The sequence below is a fragment of the Pseudomonas carassii genome (assembly GCF_036324045.1).
Taxonomy (GTDB): domain Bacteria; phylum Pseudomonadota; class Gammaproteobacteria; order Pseudomonadales; family Pseudomonadaceae; genus Aquipseudomonas; species Aquipseudomonas peradeniyensis.
The window spans coordinates 53024-66434 of the sequence record NZ_JAZDCT010000035.1; the positions used below are offsets into that span (position 1 = coordinate 53024).

The 13411-nt window shown below is 64.3% G+C and carries 12 protein-coding genes, 1 other RNA gene and 1 pseudogene; 10 read left to right on the forward strand and 4 right to left on the reverse strand.

Annotated features, from left to right (window positions below; translation table 11 throughout):
* The first annotated feature begins 57 nt into the window (after positions 1–57).
* From V0R62_RS21870 to ssrA, 7 genes are all read left to right on the forward strand, one after another.
* Positions 58–1803, forward strand: coding sequence for a methyl-accepting chemotaxis protein (locus tag V0R62_RS21870; protein ID WP_408005715.1), 1746 nt, complete (start codon positions 58–60; stop codon positions 1801–1803).
* 166 nt (positions 1804–1969) lie between these two features.
* Positions 1970–3727, forward strand: a complete 1758-nt coding sequence (locus tag V0R62_RS21875; RefSeq protein WP_330105203.1) for a protein-disulfide reductase DsbD — start codon at positions 1970–1972, stop codon at positions 3725–3727.
* Between the two features lie 177 nt (positions 3728–3904).
* Positions 3905–4357, forward strand: a complete 453-nt coding sequence (gene aroQ, locus V0R62_RS21880; RefSeq protein ID WP_011535870.1) for a type II 3-dehydroquinate dehydratase — start codon at positions 3905–3907, stop codon at positions 4355–4357.
* Between the two features lie 101 nt (positions 4358–4458).
* Positions 4459–4926 carry an acetyl-CoA carboxylase biotin carboxyl carrier protein gene (gene accB, locus V0R62_RS21885; protein WP_203650309.1) on the forward strand — a complete coding sequence of 156 codons (468 nt, stop codon included), beginning with the start codon at positions 4459–4461 and terminating at the stop codon, positions 4924–4926.
* A 17-nt stretch (positions 4927–4943) separates the two neighbouring features.
* Positions 4944–6299, forward strand: coding sequence for an acetyl-CoA carboxylase biotin carboxylase subunit (gene accC, locus V0R62_RS21890; protein ID WP_046854114.1), 1356 nt, complete (start codon positions 4944–4946; stop codon positions 6297–6299).
* Between the two features lie 302 nt (positions 6300–6601).
* Positions 6602–6895, forward strand: a complete 294-nt coding sequence (locus V0R62_RS21895) for a hypothetical protein (protein ID WP_023631557.1) — start codon at positions 6602–6604, stop codon at positions 6893–6895.
* Between the two features lie 104 nt (positions 6896–6999).
* Positions 7000–7392, forward strand: a transfer-messenger RNA (tmRNA) gene (gene ssrA / locus V0R62_RS21900).
* A 57-nt stretch (positions 7393–7449) separates the two neighbouring features.
* On the opposite strand, the pseudogene V0R62_RS21905 reads toward ssrA, so the two are convergent.
* A pseudogene (locus tag V0R62_RS21905) lies at positions 7450–7697 on the reverse strand (hypothetical protein).
* A 513-nt stretch (positions 7698–8210) separates the two neighbouring features.
* A complete protein-coding gene (locus tag V0R62_RS21910; RefSeq protein ID WP_330105204.1) occupies positions 8211–8819 on the reverse strand; it encodes a LysE family translocator in 609 nt (202 codons plus the stop codon).
* A gap of 104 nt (positions 8820–8923) precedes the next feature.
* On the opposite strand from V0R62_RS21910, the gene V0R62_RS21915 reads away from it, so the two are divergent.
* On the forward strand, positions 8924–9802 hold the full coding sequence (locus tag V0R62_RS21915; protein WP_330105205.1) for a LysR substrate-binding domain-containing protein: 879 nt from the start codon (positions 8924–8926) through the stop codon (positions 9800–9802).
* A gap of 150 nt (positions 9803–9952) precedes the next feature.
* On the opposite strand, the gene V0R62_RS21920 is transcribed toward V0R62_RS21915, so the two are convergent.
* Positions 9953–10912 carry an AraC family transcriptional regulator ligand-binding domain-containing protein gene (locus V0R62_RS21920; RefSeq protein ID WP_330105206.1) on the reverse strand — a complete coding sequence of 320 codons (960 nt, stop codon included), beginning with the start codon at positions 10910–10912 and terminating at the stop codon, positions 9953–9955.
* 68 nt (positions 10913–10980) lie between these two features.
* Between V0R62_RS21920 and V0R62_RS21925 the strand changes: the two genes are divergently transcribed.
* Together V0R62_RS21925 and V0R62_RS21930 are read left to right on the forward strand one after the other, a co-directional pair.
* A complete protein-coding gene (locus V0R62_RS21925) occupies positions 10981–11832 on the forward strand; it encodes a sterol desaturase family protein (RefSeq protein ID WP_330105207.1) in 852 nt (283 codons plus the stop codon).
* Positions 11829–12425, forward strand: a complete 597-nt coding sequence (locus V0R62_RS21930) for an NADPH-dependent FMN reductase (protein ID WP_330105208.1) — start codon at positions 11829–11831, stop codon at positions 12423–12425. The genes V0R62_RS21925 and V0R62_RS21930 overlap by 4 nt, the downstream gene beginning before the upstream one ends.
* Before the next feature lie 13 nt (positions 12426–12438).
* On the opposite strand, the gene V0R62_RS21935 is transcribed toward V0R62_RS21930, so the two are convergent.
* A complete protein-coding gene (locus V0R62_RS21935) occupies positions 12439–13224 on the reverse strand; it encodes a class I SAM-dependent methyltransferase (protein ID WP_330105209.1) in 786 nt (261 codons plus the stop codon).
* Positions 13225–13411: the final 187 nt, after the last annotated feature.

The following is a 13411-nucleotide window of genomic DNA, read 5'->3' on the forward strand; positions in this document are numbered from 1 at the left end:
GCGCGCAATATCCAGGCCTACCTGGGCAGCGGCGACGCCCTGCGCCATGCCGCGGCGATGGAGGCCAACAAGCAGTTGCAGACCGCCCTGGCCGACTGGCCCGAGGACCTGTCGGCCAAGCTGCGCCCGAGCCTCGACAGCCTGCAGGGCTTCACCGCCAACGAACTGCTCGCCGCCGGCAAGCTGGCGGGCGATCCCCAGGCCCTGCTGCTGCAGGCCGAGCGGGAACTGGGGGCGAACCTCGAACAACTGGCCGGCTACGCCCGTGACAGCGCCAGCAGTGATGCCGGCCGCTACCTGACGCCGCTACTGGAGGCCTCGCTGCATTTGGGCCGGCTGTCCCTGGCCCGTGACAAGCTGGTCAGCAGCGGCCGCGCCGAACTGGCCGCCGAGGTGGAGCGCGAACTGCAACTGATCACCGCCCAGGCCCAGGCCATCGACAGCCTGCCGCTGCTGGGGGTAACCCGCGCCGCCGAATCCAACGCCGACGATTTCGCCGCGATGATGGGCCTGGAATCCCAGGCCAGCAGCCAGCAGGAAGACGTCGCCGTGGGCCTGAAGCGCGAACTGCACAGCCTGCTCGGCCGCTACCCCGGCGAACTGCAGCGCACCCGCGAACAGATCGAGCGCCGCGCCGCCCTGGCCGCCAGCACCGGCGAGCGCCTGGAGGCGGTGCAGCAGGCCATCGCCGGCCTCGAGCCCGAGGTGCGCGGCCTGCACGCCACCATCGCCGGCGAGGTGCGTCTGATCCAGGGCCTGATGATCGGCCTGATCCTGCTGATCGCCCTGCTGATCGATACCCTGCAGCGCCGCCTGGCACGCACCCTGACCAGCCTGGCGCCGGCGCTGTCGCGCTGGGCCGAGGGCGACTTCGCCCAACCCATCGCCTTGGGCCGCACCAACCGCGAGCTGCACGATATCCAGGAATCATTGAATCGCCTGCGCCAGTACCTGGTGGAACTGGTCGGCACCATTCGCCACAACGCCGAACAGGTGGCCGGCAGCAGCCATGCCCTGGCCGGCATGAGCAGCGCCCTGCACGATGGCGCCGAGCGCCAGGCCGGCGACACGGCGCAGATCCGCGACGCCCTGGGCGAACTGGAGGCGACCATCCAGCAGGTGGCCGGCGATGCCAGCGCCGCCGCCGAGGCCAGCCGCGATGCCGGCCGGGCCGTGGAGCAGGGCCAGACGGTGATCGGCCAGAGCCTGTCCGGCCTGCGTTCGCTGGTCGACGAGGTGCAGGGCAACGCGCGGATGATCGAACAACTGGCGGAAGAATCGGCGACCATCGGTGGCGTGCTCACGGTGATCCGGGCGATCGCCGAGCAGACCAACCTGCTGGCCCTCAATGCCGCCATCGAAGCGGCCCGTGCTGGCGAGATGGGCCGTGGCTTCGCCGTGGTCGCGGACGAAGTGCGCTCGCTGGCCCAACGCACCACCGGCGCCACCGGCGAGATCCAGGCGCTGATCGACCGCCTGCAGCAGGCCGCCCGCAGTTCGGTGGACGGCATGCGCACCCAGCTGGAACATGCCGAGGCCACGGCCAACCAGGCACAGTCGGCCGATGGCGCGCTGGATGCAATCGTCAGCGCCATCCGCACCATTTCCGACACGGCGGTGAGGATCGCCGATGTGACCGCGCAGCAGACCGGCGCGGTGAGCGAGATCCGCGATCACAGCGAGCGGATTCATGAGCTGGGCGAGGACAACCTGCAGCGGATTGGCGAAGGGCGTGAGCAGGGCGAGCAGTTGCTCAAGCTGGGGGGCGAGTTGAATACGGCGGTGCGGGCGTTCCGGCTCTAGCCTCTGCATGGTGGGGCTGCTTCGCAGCCCATCGCGGCACAAGGCCGCTCCTACAGGGTTCGCGCACTTCTGTAGGAGCGGCCTTGTGCCGCGATGGGCCGCAAAGCGGCCCCAATCTCGACCAACTCCGCTATCATGCCGCCACGTTCCACCTCGCGAGTCCGCCATGCGCCGCCTGTTTTTCCTGCTGTTCCTGCTGCTGGCCAGCCCCGTCTTCGCCACGGGCCTGCTCGACAACCGCCCCAGCGCCACCCTCGGCGCCGCCTCCAACAGCGCCGACTTCCTGCCGGTGCACGAAGCCTTCAAGCTCAGCCTGGTCCAGGCCGACGCCCAGACCGTCAAACTGCGCTTCGTCGCCACCGACGGCTACTACCTCTACCGCCACCGCTTCCAGTTCCGCACCGAGCCTGCGGACATCCGCCTGGGCGCGCCGAACATCCCCAAGGGCGAGGCCAAGCACGACGAGTTCTTCGGCGATGTCGAGGTGTACCACGGCGTGCTCGACATCGAGTTGCCGCGCAACGACCCACGCGCCTTCACCCTGCTGGTGGGCTACCAGGGTTGTGCCGACAAGGGCCTGTGCTATCCGCCGGAAACCGCGCGGCTGAGCATCGACGGCCAAGGCGCCCCGCTGCCGGCAACCGCCGAGCAGGGCTGGACCTGGAAATCGCTGCTGCTGTTCTTCCTCGCCGGGGTCGGCCTGACCTTCACCCCGTGCGTGCTGCCGATGCTGCCGATTCTTTCCGGTGTGGTCCTGCGCGGCCAGGTTGGCGGCCTGCGCGGGCTGTCGCTGTCGCTGGCCTACGTGCTGCCGATGGCGGCGAGCTTCGCCGTGCTCGGCGCGTTGATGGGCCTGTTCGGCGCCGGCCTGAACCTGCAGGCGCGCCTGCAGTCGGCCTGGGTGCTGGTGCCGTTCGCCGCGTTCTTCGTGCTGTTCGCCCTGGCCATGTTCGGCCTGTTCGACCTCAAGCTGCCGCAGGCCCTGAGCAGCCGCCTGGACAACCTGGCCCACCGCACCAAGGGCGGCTCGCTGCTCGGCGCGGCGGTGCTCGGCGTGCTGTCCAGCCTGCTGGTCTCGCCCTGCGTGTCGGCGCCGCTGGCCGGCGCCTTGCTGTACATCAGCGCCAGCGGCGATGCCCTGGGCGGCGCGCTGAAACTGTTCGCCCTGGGCCTGGGCATGGGCGCGCCGCTGTTGCTGGTGGCCACCGGCGGCGCGGCCTGGCTGCCAAAGAGCGGTCCATGGATGAACACGGTGAAGAACGCCATCGGCGTGCTGCTGCTGGGCCTGGCCATCGGCCTGCTCAGCCGCGTGCTGCCGGGGCCGGCCACCCTGCTGCTGGTCGGCCTGCTGGCCGCCGGCGTGGCGCTGTTCCTCGGCGCCCTGGAGTTCGTGGTCAAGACCCCGCGCCAGCGCCTGGCGCAACTGCTGGGCCTGGCGCTGCTGGTGTACGCCCTGGCCTGCTGGTACGGCGCCTTGAGCGGCCAGGGCGACCCGCTGCGCCCGCTGCCGCCACCAGTCGCGACCAGCGGCGTCGCGCCGACCAAGGCCGACGCCTGGCAGACCCTCACCACCCCCGCCGCCCTCGACGCCGCCCTGGCCGAGGCCAAGGCCGCCGGCCAGCCGGTGCTGCTCGACTGGTACGCCGACTGGTGCATCAGCTGCAAGGTGATCGAGCACGAAGTGCTCAATGCGCCACAGGTCCAGCCGCAACTGGCCGCCTTCCGCCTGCTGCGCTTCGACATCACCGAGAGCAACGCCGAACAACGCGCCCTGCTCGACCGCTACCGGCTGTTCGGCCCGCCCGCGCTGATGTTCTTTGCCGCGAACGGCAGCGAAATGACCACCGATCGGGTCATCGGCGAGATAAACGCCGGCGATTTCGCCCAGGTATTGGCGCGCGTGCGCGGCCAACTCGGGCTATAACTTCCCGCGTCCAGTGAAAAAACCCCGCAGCAGTGACCAGACTTAATCATCTGGTCACATACTTTGCGCGAATCTCGGACATCGTGCTGGCTATTGCCGGGAACTGGACACTCAGCGCCGCTTGCGGCATAGTCGCCGCGCTATGTCGAATTGCCCTACAAAACCAAGGAATCGCAGATGGCAACCCTACTGGTGCTGCACGGCCCCAACCTGAACCTGCTCGGGACCCGCGAACCGGGCCACTATGGCGCCGCCACCCTGGCCCAGATCAATCAGGACCTGGAGCAGCGCGCCCGCGCCGCCGGTCACCATCTGCAATACCTGCAGAGCAATGCCGAATACGAATTGATCGACCGCATCCATGCCGCGCGCAACGAAGGCGTGGACTTCATCCTGATCAATCCGGCCGCTTTCACCCACACCAGCGTCGCATTACGTGACGCATTGCTCGCGGTGAGCATCCCATTCATCGAAGTGCACCTCTCCAACGTGCACAAGCGTGAACCGTTCCGCCACCACTCCTACTTTTCCGATGTTGCCGTAGGGGTGATCTGCGGCCTGGGTGCCACCGGTTACCGGCTGGCCCTGGAGTCCGCGCTGGAACACCTGGCTGCCAACGCACAGCCCTGATGACACAAGGCCTTGGCCCCTTCGGGCCGAGGCTCATGAAGAAACGTTTTCGACACGTTTTAAAAATACGTCCCCGACCGAACCTTGGGAGTTGATGATTAATGGATATCCGTAAAGTCAAGAAGCTGATCGAACTGCTGGAAGAGTCTGGCATCGACGAACTGGAGATCAAGGAAGGCGAAGAATCCGTTCGCATCAGCCGTCACAGCAAGACCCCGGCCGGCGCCCAGTACTTCGCTGCTCCAGCTCCGATGGCCGCTCCGGTTGCCGCCGCAGCACCTGTTGCCGCTGCCGCCCCGGCCGCTGAAGCCGCTGCCGCCGCACCAGCCCTGAAAGGCACCGTTGTCCGTTCGCCAATGGTCGGCACCTTCTACCGTAAGCCTTCGCCAACTTCGCCGAACTACGCCGAAGTCGGCCAGGCCGTGAAGAAAGGCGACACCCTGTGCATCGTCGAAGCCATGAAGATGATGAACCACATCGAATCCGATATCGGCGGTGTGATCGACGCCATCCTGGTGGAAGACGGCCAGCCGGTTGAGTACGACCAGCCGCTGTTCACCATCGTTTGATTCGCGGAGAACCAACGATGTCTGGGAAGCTCGAAAAAGTTCTGATCGCCAACCGCGGGGAAATTGCCCTGCGGATCCTGCGTGCCTGCAAAGAGCTGGGCATCAAGACCGTCGCCGTGCACTCCACGGCCGACCGTGAACTGATGCACCTGGGCCTGGCGGACGAGTCGGTCTGCATCGGCCCTGCATCGTCCAAGGATTCGTACCTGCACATCCCGGCGATCATCGCCGCCGCCGAAGTGACAGGCGCCACCGCCATCCACCCGGGCTACGGCTTCCTCGCGGAAAACGCCGATTTCGCCGAGCAGGTGGAAAATTCCGGCTATATCTTCATCGGCCCGAAAGCCGACACCATTCGCCTGATGGGCGACAAGGTGTCGGCCAAGGACGCGATGATCAAGTCGGGCGTACCGACCGTGCCGGGCTCCGACGGCCCGCTGCCGGAAGACCCGGAAACCGCGCTGGCGATCGCCCGCGAGGTTGGCTACCCGGTGATCATCAAGGCCGCCGGTGGCGGTGGTGGTCGCGGCATGCGCGTGGTGCACAAGGAAGAAGACCTGATCGAATCGGCCAAGCTGACCCGCACCGAAGCCGGTGCCGCGTTCGGCAACCCGATGGTCTACCTGGAGAAGTTCCTGACCAACCCACGTCACGTGGAAGTGCAGGTGCTGTCCGATGGCCAGGGCAACGCCGTGCACCTGGGCGACCGTGACTGCTCGCTGCAGCGCCGTCACCAGAAGGTCCTGGAAGAAGCCCCGGCCCCGGGCATCGACGAGAAGGCCCGTCAGGAAGTCTTCAAGCGTTGCGTCGACGCGTGCATCGAGATCGGCTACCGCGGTGCCGGTACCTTCGAGTTCCTGTACGAGAACGGCCGCTTCTACTTCATCGAGATGAACACCCGTGTTCAGGTGGAGCACCCGGTTTCGGAGATGGTCACCGGCATCGACATCGTCAAGGAGATGCTGAGCATCGCCGCTGGCAACAAGCTGTCGTTCCGCCAGGAAGACGTGGTGATCCGCGGTCACTCGCTGGAGTGCCGGATCAACGCCGAAGACCCGAAGAAGTTCATCCCGAGCCCAGGCAAGGTGAAGCACTTCCACGCCCCGGGTGGCAACGGCGTGCGCGTCGATTCGCACCTGTACAGCGGCTACTCGGTTCCGCCGAACTACGATTCGTTGATCGGCAAGCTGATCACCTACGGCAAGGACCGCGACGAAGCCATGGCGCGCATGCGCAATGCCCTGGACGAGATCGTCGTCGACGGCATCAAGACCAACATCCCGCTGCACCGCGACCTGGTGCGTGATGAAGGTTTCTGCAAAGGCGGCGTCAACATCCACTACCTCGAGCACAAACTGGCCAACCAGGAGTGATCGCGTTAGCGTGATGAAAAAGCCCCGGCCCCGTGCCGGGGTTTTTTATTGCCGATTGTCCCGCCCCTCTCGTGTAGGAGCGGCCTTGTGCCGCGAAAGGGCTGCGCAGCGGCCCCAGGGTCTCAGCGTTGATGCAACGATCGCGGGGCTGCTTCGCCCCCTTTCGCGGCACAAGGCCGCTCCTACAGGTATCGCGCATGCCTCAGGCCATACAATCGCCCCAGCAACCCAATGGAACCCCGCGCAAACCCGAACAGTCCACCGATCAGGCCCACCTTCCAAGGCCTCAAAGGAGACTCCCCATGAAAGGCACTGCGCTATCCGCCCTGTTCGCGGCCGCCACCCTGCTGGCCTCGCCTGTGTTCGCCGCCGACGACCTGTGCGCCATGAACCTGCAGAAGATCGACGACAGCATGGCCACCGCCGGCGCCACCTCCGAAGGCCTGGACAAGGCCATCACCGAGCATGTCGACCAGGCCAAGGCCGCCCAGGCAAAAGGCGACACCAAGGAATGCATCGCCATCACCAGCAAGGTGCTCGAGCGCCTTGAGAAGACCGAGAAAGGCAGCGGCTCGGCCGGTGGCAGCGGTACCTAGGCCCTGCGCTAGCGCGGGCGCCCGAACCATCTGTCGACGCCGCCCGCGTAAACGCGTATACTCGGCCTTGCGTGCTGAAAGGCACGTCAGCTAGAGCTGAGTGTGGGGCCGATTAGGATTCGACGCCGGTAGCGAAACTCTAGGTGCATGCCGAGTTGGTAACAGAACTCGTAAATCCACTGTTGCAACTTTCTATAGTTGCCAATGACGATAACTTCAAGGGCGAAGCTCTCGCTGCTTAACTGCAGCTGACAAGTCCTTCTGGTAGCTTCGGCTCCAGCAATCATCAGGGGATGCCTGTAAACCCGAAATGATTGTCATACAGAACAGGATCGTCGTGCAGCACGTTGGGGGCGAAGCGACTAAAACTTACCCAACTCATCCAAAGCACCCTGCCCGTCGGGCGGCTGCGGATTAAATCAGTAGACACGGCTAAGCATGTAGTACCGACAGCGGAGTACTGGCGGACGGGGGTTCAAATCCCCCCGGCTCCACCAAATCCTAAAAAGAAGACGCCCAATGGGCGTCTTTTTTTGTGCCTGGGATTCAGTGCCTCAGCGGCACCGATGCCATACCGTCACCTCCCCCCCCTCCTCCTTCATCGTCTCCAGCTTGCTGAACTGCTCGCTGGCCAAACGGCTGATGATGCGGATAGCCTGGTAATTCCCGCCGTGTTGCGAAAGCTCAGTTACGGGTTGTGCTCGCACTCCAGCACCTCGTCATGCTGGACCAGCGCCTCGCCGAGGAGCTCGAGGATCCAGACGTAGCTCTGGATAGTGGTCAGGCGTTCATGGTCAGACATGGGGCACCTCCCGGTTGGCGCGGGTGGCGAGGGAGTGGCTGTCGATTGGGTAGAAAGTTGGGGACAGAATGACCGCGGGGGTTGGACGGCGGAGAGCGGATGCGAGGATCCTGCTCAGAATGCGAATAAGCATGCATGAGACTCCAAGTTTGAGATTGGAGCTACCACGATCCTTCCTACGGGATTGGGTGGCAGCTATGTGTGGGGTAGGAATACCGGGAAACTTGGAACCCGGCCAGGCCGAAGCCTGCCCACACACAGCCGCCATGACATCGCAGCAGACGCAAAAAAGGCGCCAGCCGTTGTGTATGGGGCGCCTAGTGCGAGCGCCAAGTTTACCAGCAGGTTCCTACACCTGGTCGCAGATTTTGCTGCGACCTGAGGAATGTAGCCTTAGGCGGGATTGATTCGCAACAGATAAGCCGGTGGGAAATTTCTCTAAATTTGGGTAGGAAAGGGCAGAGAACAGGATTACGACCGGGGCGAAACATCTGGCACTCCAGCTGCTGCGAGTCATTTACTCGCTGACGCCATCAGCACGCCAAAGCAGAAGAAGGTGATGCCCGACAGCTTGCCGACGATCCGCGCGCCACGGTTGCTCGACAACCAGCCCCTGGCGCCGTTGGCCATCAGTGCGTAGCCGGTATGCACCAGCACCACCAGCAGCGCATAGGAGGACACCAGCAGGAAGAACTGTCTGTAGTAACTGCCTTGCGGGCTGATGAACTGGGGAAACACCGCCAGGAAGAAGAAACCGGCCTTTGGGTTTAGCAGCTGGATCGACAGGGCCTCGATAAAGCGCCGCCAGGGTTGCGCGGCGGTATCGGCCAGCACGGGGATGAAGCGCTGAGTTCGCCACATCTTCACCCCCAGGTACAGCAGGTACAGGGCGCCAACGTATTTGAGCACGCTGAAGGCCGTTGTCGAGGCTGCGAGGATCAGCCCGACGCTGCTGGCCGAGAGGCCGGCGACAATGAACGCGCCCAGGGCGATGCCGAGTATCCCAGGTAGCGCGCCGCTCCAGCCATGGCGCAGGGCGTTGGAGAGCGTCAGCACCACCCCGGGGCCGGGGCTCAATACGGTGAGGCTCGCAAGGATGAGGAACAGTCCGTAACTGGCCATGTAACACGCCTCCCGGCAGGGCAAAAGAGGGGCTTCAGCGTGGTGTGTAGCCCAGCCGCTGACAAACGCTTTAATTGCACCGCTGATGTGACTAAATTAGACACATGGCTTCTGCACTCCCTCCCTTGAACGCCGTCCGTGCCTTTGCCTCGGCCGCGCGTCACCAGAGCTTCAGCCGTGCCGCCGATGAGCTGCACGTCACCCACAGCGCCGTCAGCCGCCATATACGCCTGCTCGAAGAGCACCTGGGGGTAATGCTGTTCGAACGTCGCCACCGGCAGTCGGTGCTCACGCCGATCGGACGTACTTACTATGAGCAGATCAGCCTGGGCTTGGCGCAGATCGCCAACGCAACCCAGGCCCTGACCCGAGACAGCGCGCCGCGCAAGGTGATCATCAATGTGCGCCCGTCCTTCGCCGTGCGCTGGCTGATTCCACGGCTGCCCGACTTCATGGCGCGGTTTGCGCAGATTCAGCCTGAGGTCGTGACCAGCACCTTGCCCCCGGATCAATCACGGGAAGCATTCGACGTGGTGGTGCGCCGTGGCAGCTCGGGTTGGGCGAGCAACCTGGAAGCGAACGTGCTGTTCGAGGACGAACTGCTGCTGGTCGCAGCGCCTTCTCTTCTGGCGACGATAGCGCTTCAAGCGCCATCGGATGTGCTGCGCCATACCCTGCTCTCAGGCAGGACACGCAGTGGGGATTGGCAAGCCTGGTGCAAGCTGGCAGGCGTCACTCAGGCAGCACGACAACCGGCACTGCAGTTCGACCATATGCACCTGGTGCTGCAAGCTGCCGTCGACGGCCTGGGCGTGGCACTGTGCCCGGCTTCGTTACTGGGCAAGGACTTGGCCAGCGGACGCCTGTATAGCCCTCTGCCTGAGCTGCGCCTGCCGTTGACCCGCTATTACTATGGGGTGTCCCAGGGGGCGGTTGCTGAAACCCAGGTGTTCATCAACTGGATGTTCTCCCAGTTTTCATGAAGCACCAGCCGATGCGCGCTCTGTAGGAGCGGAGCCGCGAGCCGGTGCAATCCACCGCATCGCTTGCTTCGCGATTAAAGCCGCTCACACAGGGTAGGCGCAGGCCGCACACTCATGGTTTCCTACGCGACAAAAGGGCTGGGCGATCTCCTACAGCGATCGCCAGCGCTTGCGCGCATGAACATAAGCCGCCAGGTCACTGTAGCCAAGCTGTGCAGCAATCTGCGCTCGGCTATCCCCCTGCATCTCCAGATACTGCTCCAGCTCCGCACGCACCCGGTCGAGCAGCACACGAAAACTGGTCCCCTCATCCTCCAGCCGCCGCCGCAAGGTACGTGCACTCTGGTGAAGGTCCTGTGCCTGAGCCTCCAGGGTAAGCGATCGGCCCGTGATAAGGCCTTGGCGAATGCCCTGGGCCACCCGGGCCGACCAGCCACTGAGCTGGGACTGCTGCGCCAACCGGCGCTCCAGTTCCTGGCTCACCACCTCCATCATCCCGGCATGCTGGGTCAGCAATGGCATGTCCAGCTGGGCACGATTGAAGTACAAGCGGTTGTACCCGCAGTCGAACTGGATATCTTCACCAAACCGCTCGCGGTACTCCGGGTAGTACGCTGGCCGACGGTGAGCGAAGCACGCCCGCTGCGGCACGACCGCCGCGCCCATCCCCACGCCCATCACGCTGAGGGACATCACGCAGTAGTGCTCGACCATATAGCGCACCAGGCTGGCTGGCGCATCGATACGCAATTCCACCCCGAGGCAATCACCCTCCTCGACCAGCGCCAGGGTATCCATGTCCGATGCCAGCCGTGCATAGCGCGCCCAGAAGCGAATGGCCTCGGCCAGCGTGGCGCTGTACAGGCAGCCCTGGGCCAGCACATGCCAGTCCTGGCGGCTGAAGTGCGAGAACAGGTGCAAGCCGATGGCCGGATCATGGCTGGCCGCCTTGGCCCAAAGCTGCTCCAGCGCAAGCATGCTGTAGTTGCTGCGCGCCTTCAGCGAATGCGTCTGAAGGTAGCGCTCCAGCACCCGCCCGAGCGGGCCGCGGTGGAATCGCTCGGGCGATGGGTTGGCCGCTTCTCGGGTGATTCTGTCCGTTTCGCGCATATCGTCTGACGGCTTCGTGAATTCTTATGGGTGGGCACCGCCTTGATCGGCACCCACCGGAGAATGCCATGAGCACAACAATAACAAACAGCCCGATACCGATTATTCTCGCCATCCTGATCGGCTTCATCCTCCTCGAAATCACCTGCGCCTGCTTCCTTCAGCCTCGCGGCAAACGCCGGGACGCGATCATCGAGATCGTCGGCAGCGCCCTGCTGATGGTGGTCACCCTGCCGTTGGTCACGTTCCTCAGCAACAGCCTGCTGGAACACTTCGTGCCGCAACTGAAGGGCAGCCTCGCCGGCCTGCACTGGGTGCTTGGGCTCGTCCTGTTCCTGGTGCTGGACGACATGACCCAGTACTGGTGGCATCGCCTCAGCCACAAGGTGCCCCTGCTCTACTCGCTGCACCGTGCGCACCATTCAGCGCCCTACATGAGCATCCGCATCGTCTATCGCAACAACAGCTTCTATTACCTGCTGATGCCCGGCCTGTGGTTCAGCGGGGCCCTGATCTACCTGGGGTTGGCGCCTGTGTATTTCGGCTACCTGATCGTCAAGATGCTGGTCATCTTCGGCGCCCACAGCAGCGTGCCCTGGGATGACAAGCTTTACCGCATGCGCGCACTGCGGCCCGTGATGTGGCTGCTGGAACGGACCATTTCCACCCCCGCGACCCACTCGGCGCATCACGGCCTGAGCGCCGATGACGGGGTGACGCATTACAAGGGCAACTTCGGCAACCTGCTGTTCTTCTGGGACGTGCTGTTCGGCACGGCAAAGATCACCCGCCGCCGCCCGCAACATTACGGTATCGAAGACATGCGCCCGGTCAGCTGGCAGGAGGAGCTGTTCTGGCCGCTGATGCGTGGCAAGTCGACCAGCATGCCGACGGAATCGGATCAGGAGTTGGCCAAATGAGCCTGAATATCGTACTCGTGGCCGGCTCCAGCCAGCCGGACAGCCAGTCGGCGAAGGTGGCTGCCTTTCTCGGCCAACGCCTGCAGACATTGCAACTGAGCGAGCTGCCGAGGGTGATCGATCTGGGGCGTGCGCCGCTACCGTTGTGGCCAGCCAAGGATGAACACGGACTCTGGGCCGAGTATGCAGCCCTGTTGCGTGAAGCCGATGCCCTTGTGGTGCTGACCCCGGAATGGCATGGCATGGCCTGCCCGGCGTTGAAAAACCTGTTCGTCTACGCCGGCTACCGCGAGTTGGGGCACAAGCCGGCACTGCTGGTCGGAGTGTCCTCTGGCCAGGGCGGGAGCTACCCGCTGTCTGAATTGCGTGCGTCCAGCTACAAGAACTGCCGCATCTGCTACCTGCCCGAGCAGTTGATCGTGCGCCAGGTGGAGGACGTGATGAATGACCCGCAAAGCGCAAGCACGCAAGACCTGCGCATTCGTCGCCGGGCCGACTGGGCGCTTCAGGTGCTAGGCGAATATGCCAGGGCGCTCAGGGGGATGAATGAGCGCGTCGAAATGGAGGAGCCGGAATTCGCCAACGGGATGTGAGGGGTCATGGCCGCTATCGATCGATAGCGGCTGCCTCGGCCTGCCCCCGCTTAACGCCTCGCCTCAATGAGAGACGGGTCGAATGCGCGACAAAAGGCTCGCCCTGGCGCATCTGGCTATCCAGGGCAAGCAGCTCAGCGCGGTACTTATCCACAGAGAAGTCCGGCACCCACCATATGCATTTGCGAAGAATCCACACGACTGCGCCTACGTCATGGAACAGCATGCGGCAGCGGGCTGTGCGCAGGCCAGTCACCGTCAGCCCGGCTGCCTGTGCTGCTGCCACTTCGTCCTGCGGATCGCGCATTAGCCGCTCACGTGGCAATGGCCCCAGGAAATGCTCGATCAGCTCGAAGGCCGAGGCTGGCCCTACGTGCTGGGCGAAGTAGTGTCCATCAGGTCGGAGGACGCGATGAATCTCGCTCCAGTCCGGTTGCACAGGGTGGCGTGAGGTGGCCAGCTCGAATGAGGCGTCGGCGAATGGGAGCGCGGTACCGGGGGCTACCTGCACGACCTGAACGCCGCGCGGACCCAGGCGTTCGTGTGCCTTGCGGGCGTTGGGTGGCCAGGCTTCAGTCGCGCACATGACGGGCGGAAAGCGCGGAGCCTCATCCAGTACCTCACCGCCGCCAGTGTCGAGATCCAGCGCTGCGCAGACGGCACTCAGACGCTGCACAAGGAGCTGGGCATAGCCCCATGACGGGCGCTGCTCGGAGGCGCGTCCTGCCAGCCAATCGAAGCCCCAGCCGGTCACATCCGCTGCCTTGGCCTCGGCTATCAGGTCGTCAAAGGGTTTCATTCGATGGTCCAGGTTAATGCTTGTATTGAGGCCAGTATAAGTCGGGTAGGAGCGGCCTTGTGCCGCGAATGGGCTGCGTAGCGGCCCCAGGATCTTGGGTCTGTCTCAGGATTGTCGGGGCTGCCTTGCAGCCCTTTCGCGACACAAGGCCGCTCCTACAGGGGGCGGTGTTGGTTTCTGTCACGCG

Coding starts and splice junctions, on each gene's coding strand:
- V0R62_RS21870 (WP_408005715.1), top strand. CDS start 58: ATGGAGGCCAACAAGCAGTTGCAGACCGCCCTGGCCGACTGGCCCGAG.
- V0R62_RS21875 (WP_330105203.1), top strand. CDS start 1,970: ATGCGCCGCCTGTTTTTCCTGCTGTTCCTGCTGCTGGCCAGCCCCGTC.
- aroQ (WP_011535870.1), top strand. CDS start 3,905: ATGGCAACCCTACTGGTGCTGCACGGCCCCAACCTGAACCTGCTCGGG.
- accB (WP_203650309.1), top strand. CDS start 4,459: ATGGATATCCGTAAAGTCAAGAAGCTGATCGAACTGCTGGAAGAGTCT.
- accC (WP_046854114.1), top strand. CDS start 4,944: ATGTCTGGGAAGCTCGAAAAAGTTCTGATCGCCAACCGCGGGGAAATT.
- V0R62_RS21895 (WP_023631557.1), top strand. CDS start 6,602: ATGAAAGGCACTGCGCTATCCGCCCTGTTCGCGGCCGCCACCCTGCTG.
- V0R62_RS21910 (WP_330105204.1), bottom strand. CDS start 8,819: ATGGCCAGTTACGGACTGTTCCTCATCCTTGCGAGCCTCACCGTATTG.
- V0R62_RS21915 (WP_330105205.1), top strand. CDS start 8,924: ATGGCTTCTGCACTCCCTCCCTTGAACGCCGTCCGTGCCTTTGCCTCG.
- V0R62_RS21920 (WP_330105206.1), bottom strand. CDS start 10,912: ATGCGCGAAACGGACAGAATCACCCGAGAAGCGGCCAACCCATCGCCC.
- V0R62_RS21925 (WP_330105207.1), top strand. CDS start 10,981: ATGAGCACAACAATAACAAACAGCCCGATACCGATTATTCTCGCCATC.
- V0R62_RS21930 (WP_330105208.1), top strand. CDS start 11,829: ATGAGCCTGAATATCGTACTCGTGGCCGGCTCCAGCCAGCCGGACAGC.
- V0R62_RS21935 (WP_330105209.1), bottom strand. CDS start 13,224: ATGAAACCCTTTGACGACCTGATAGCCGAGGCCAAGGCAGCGGATGTG.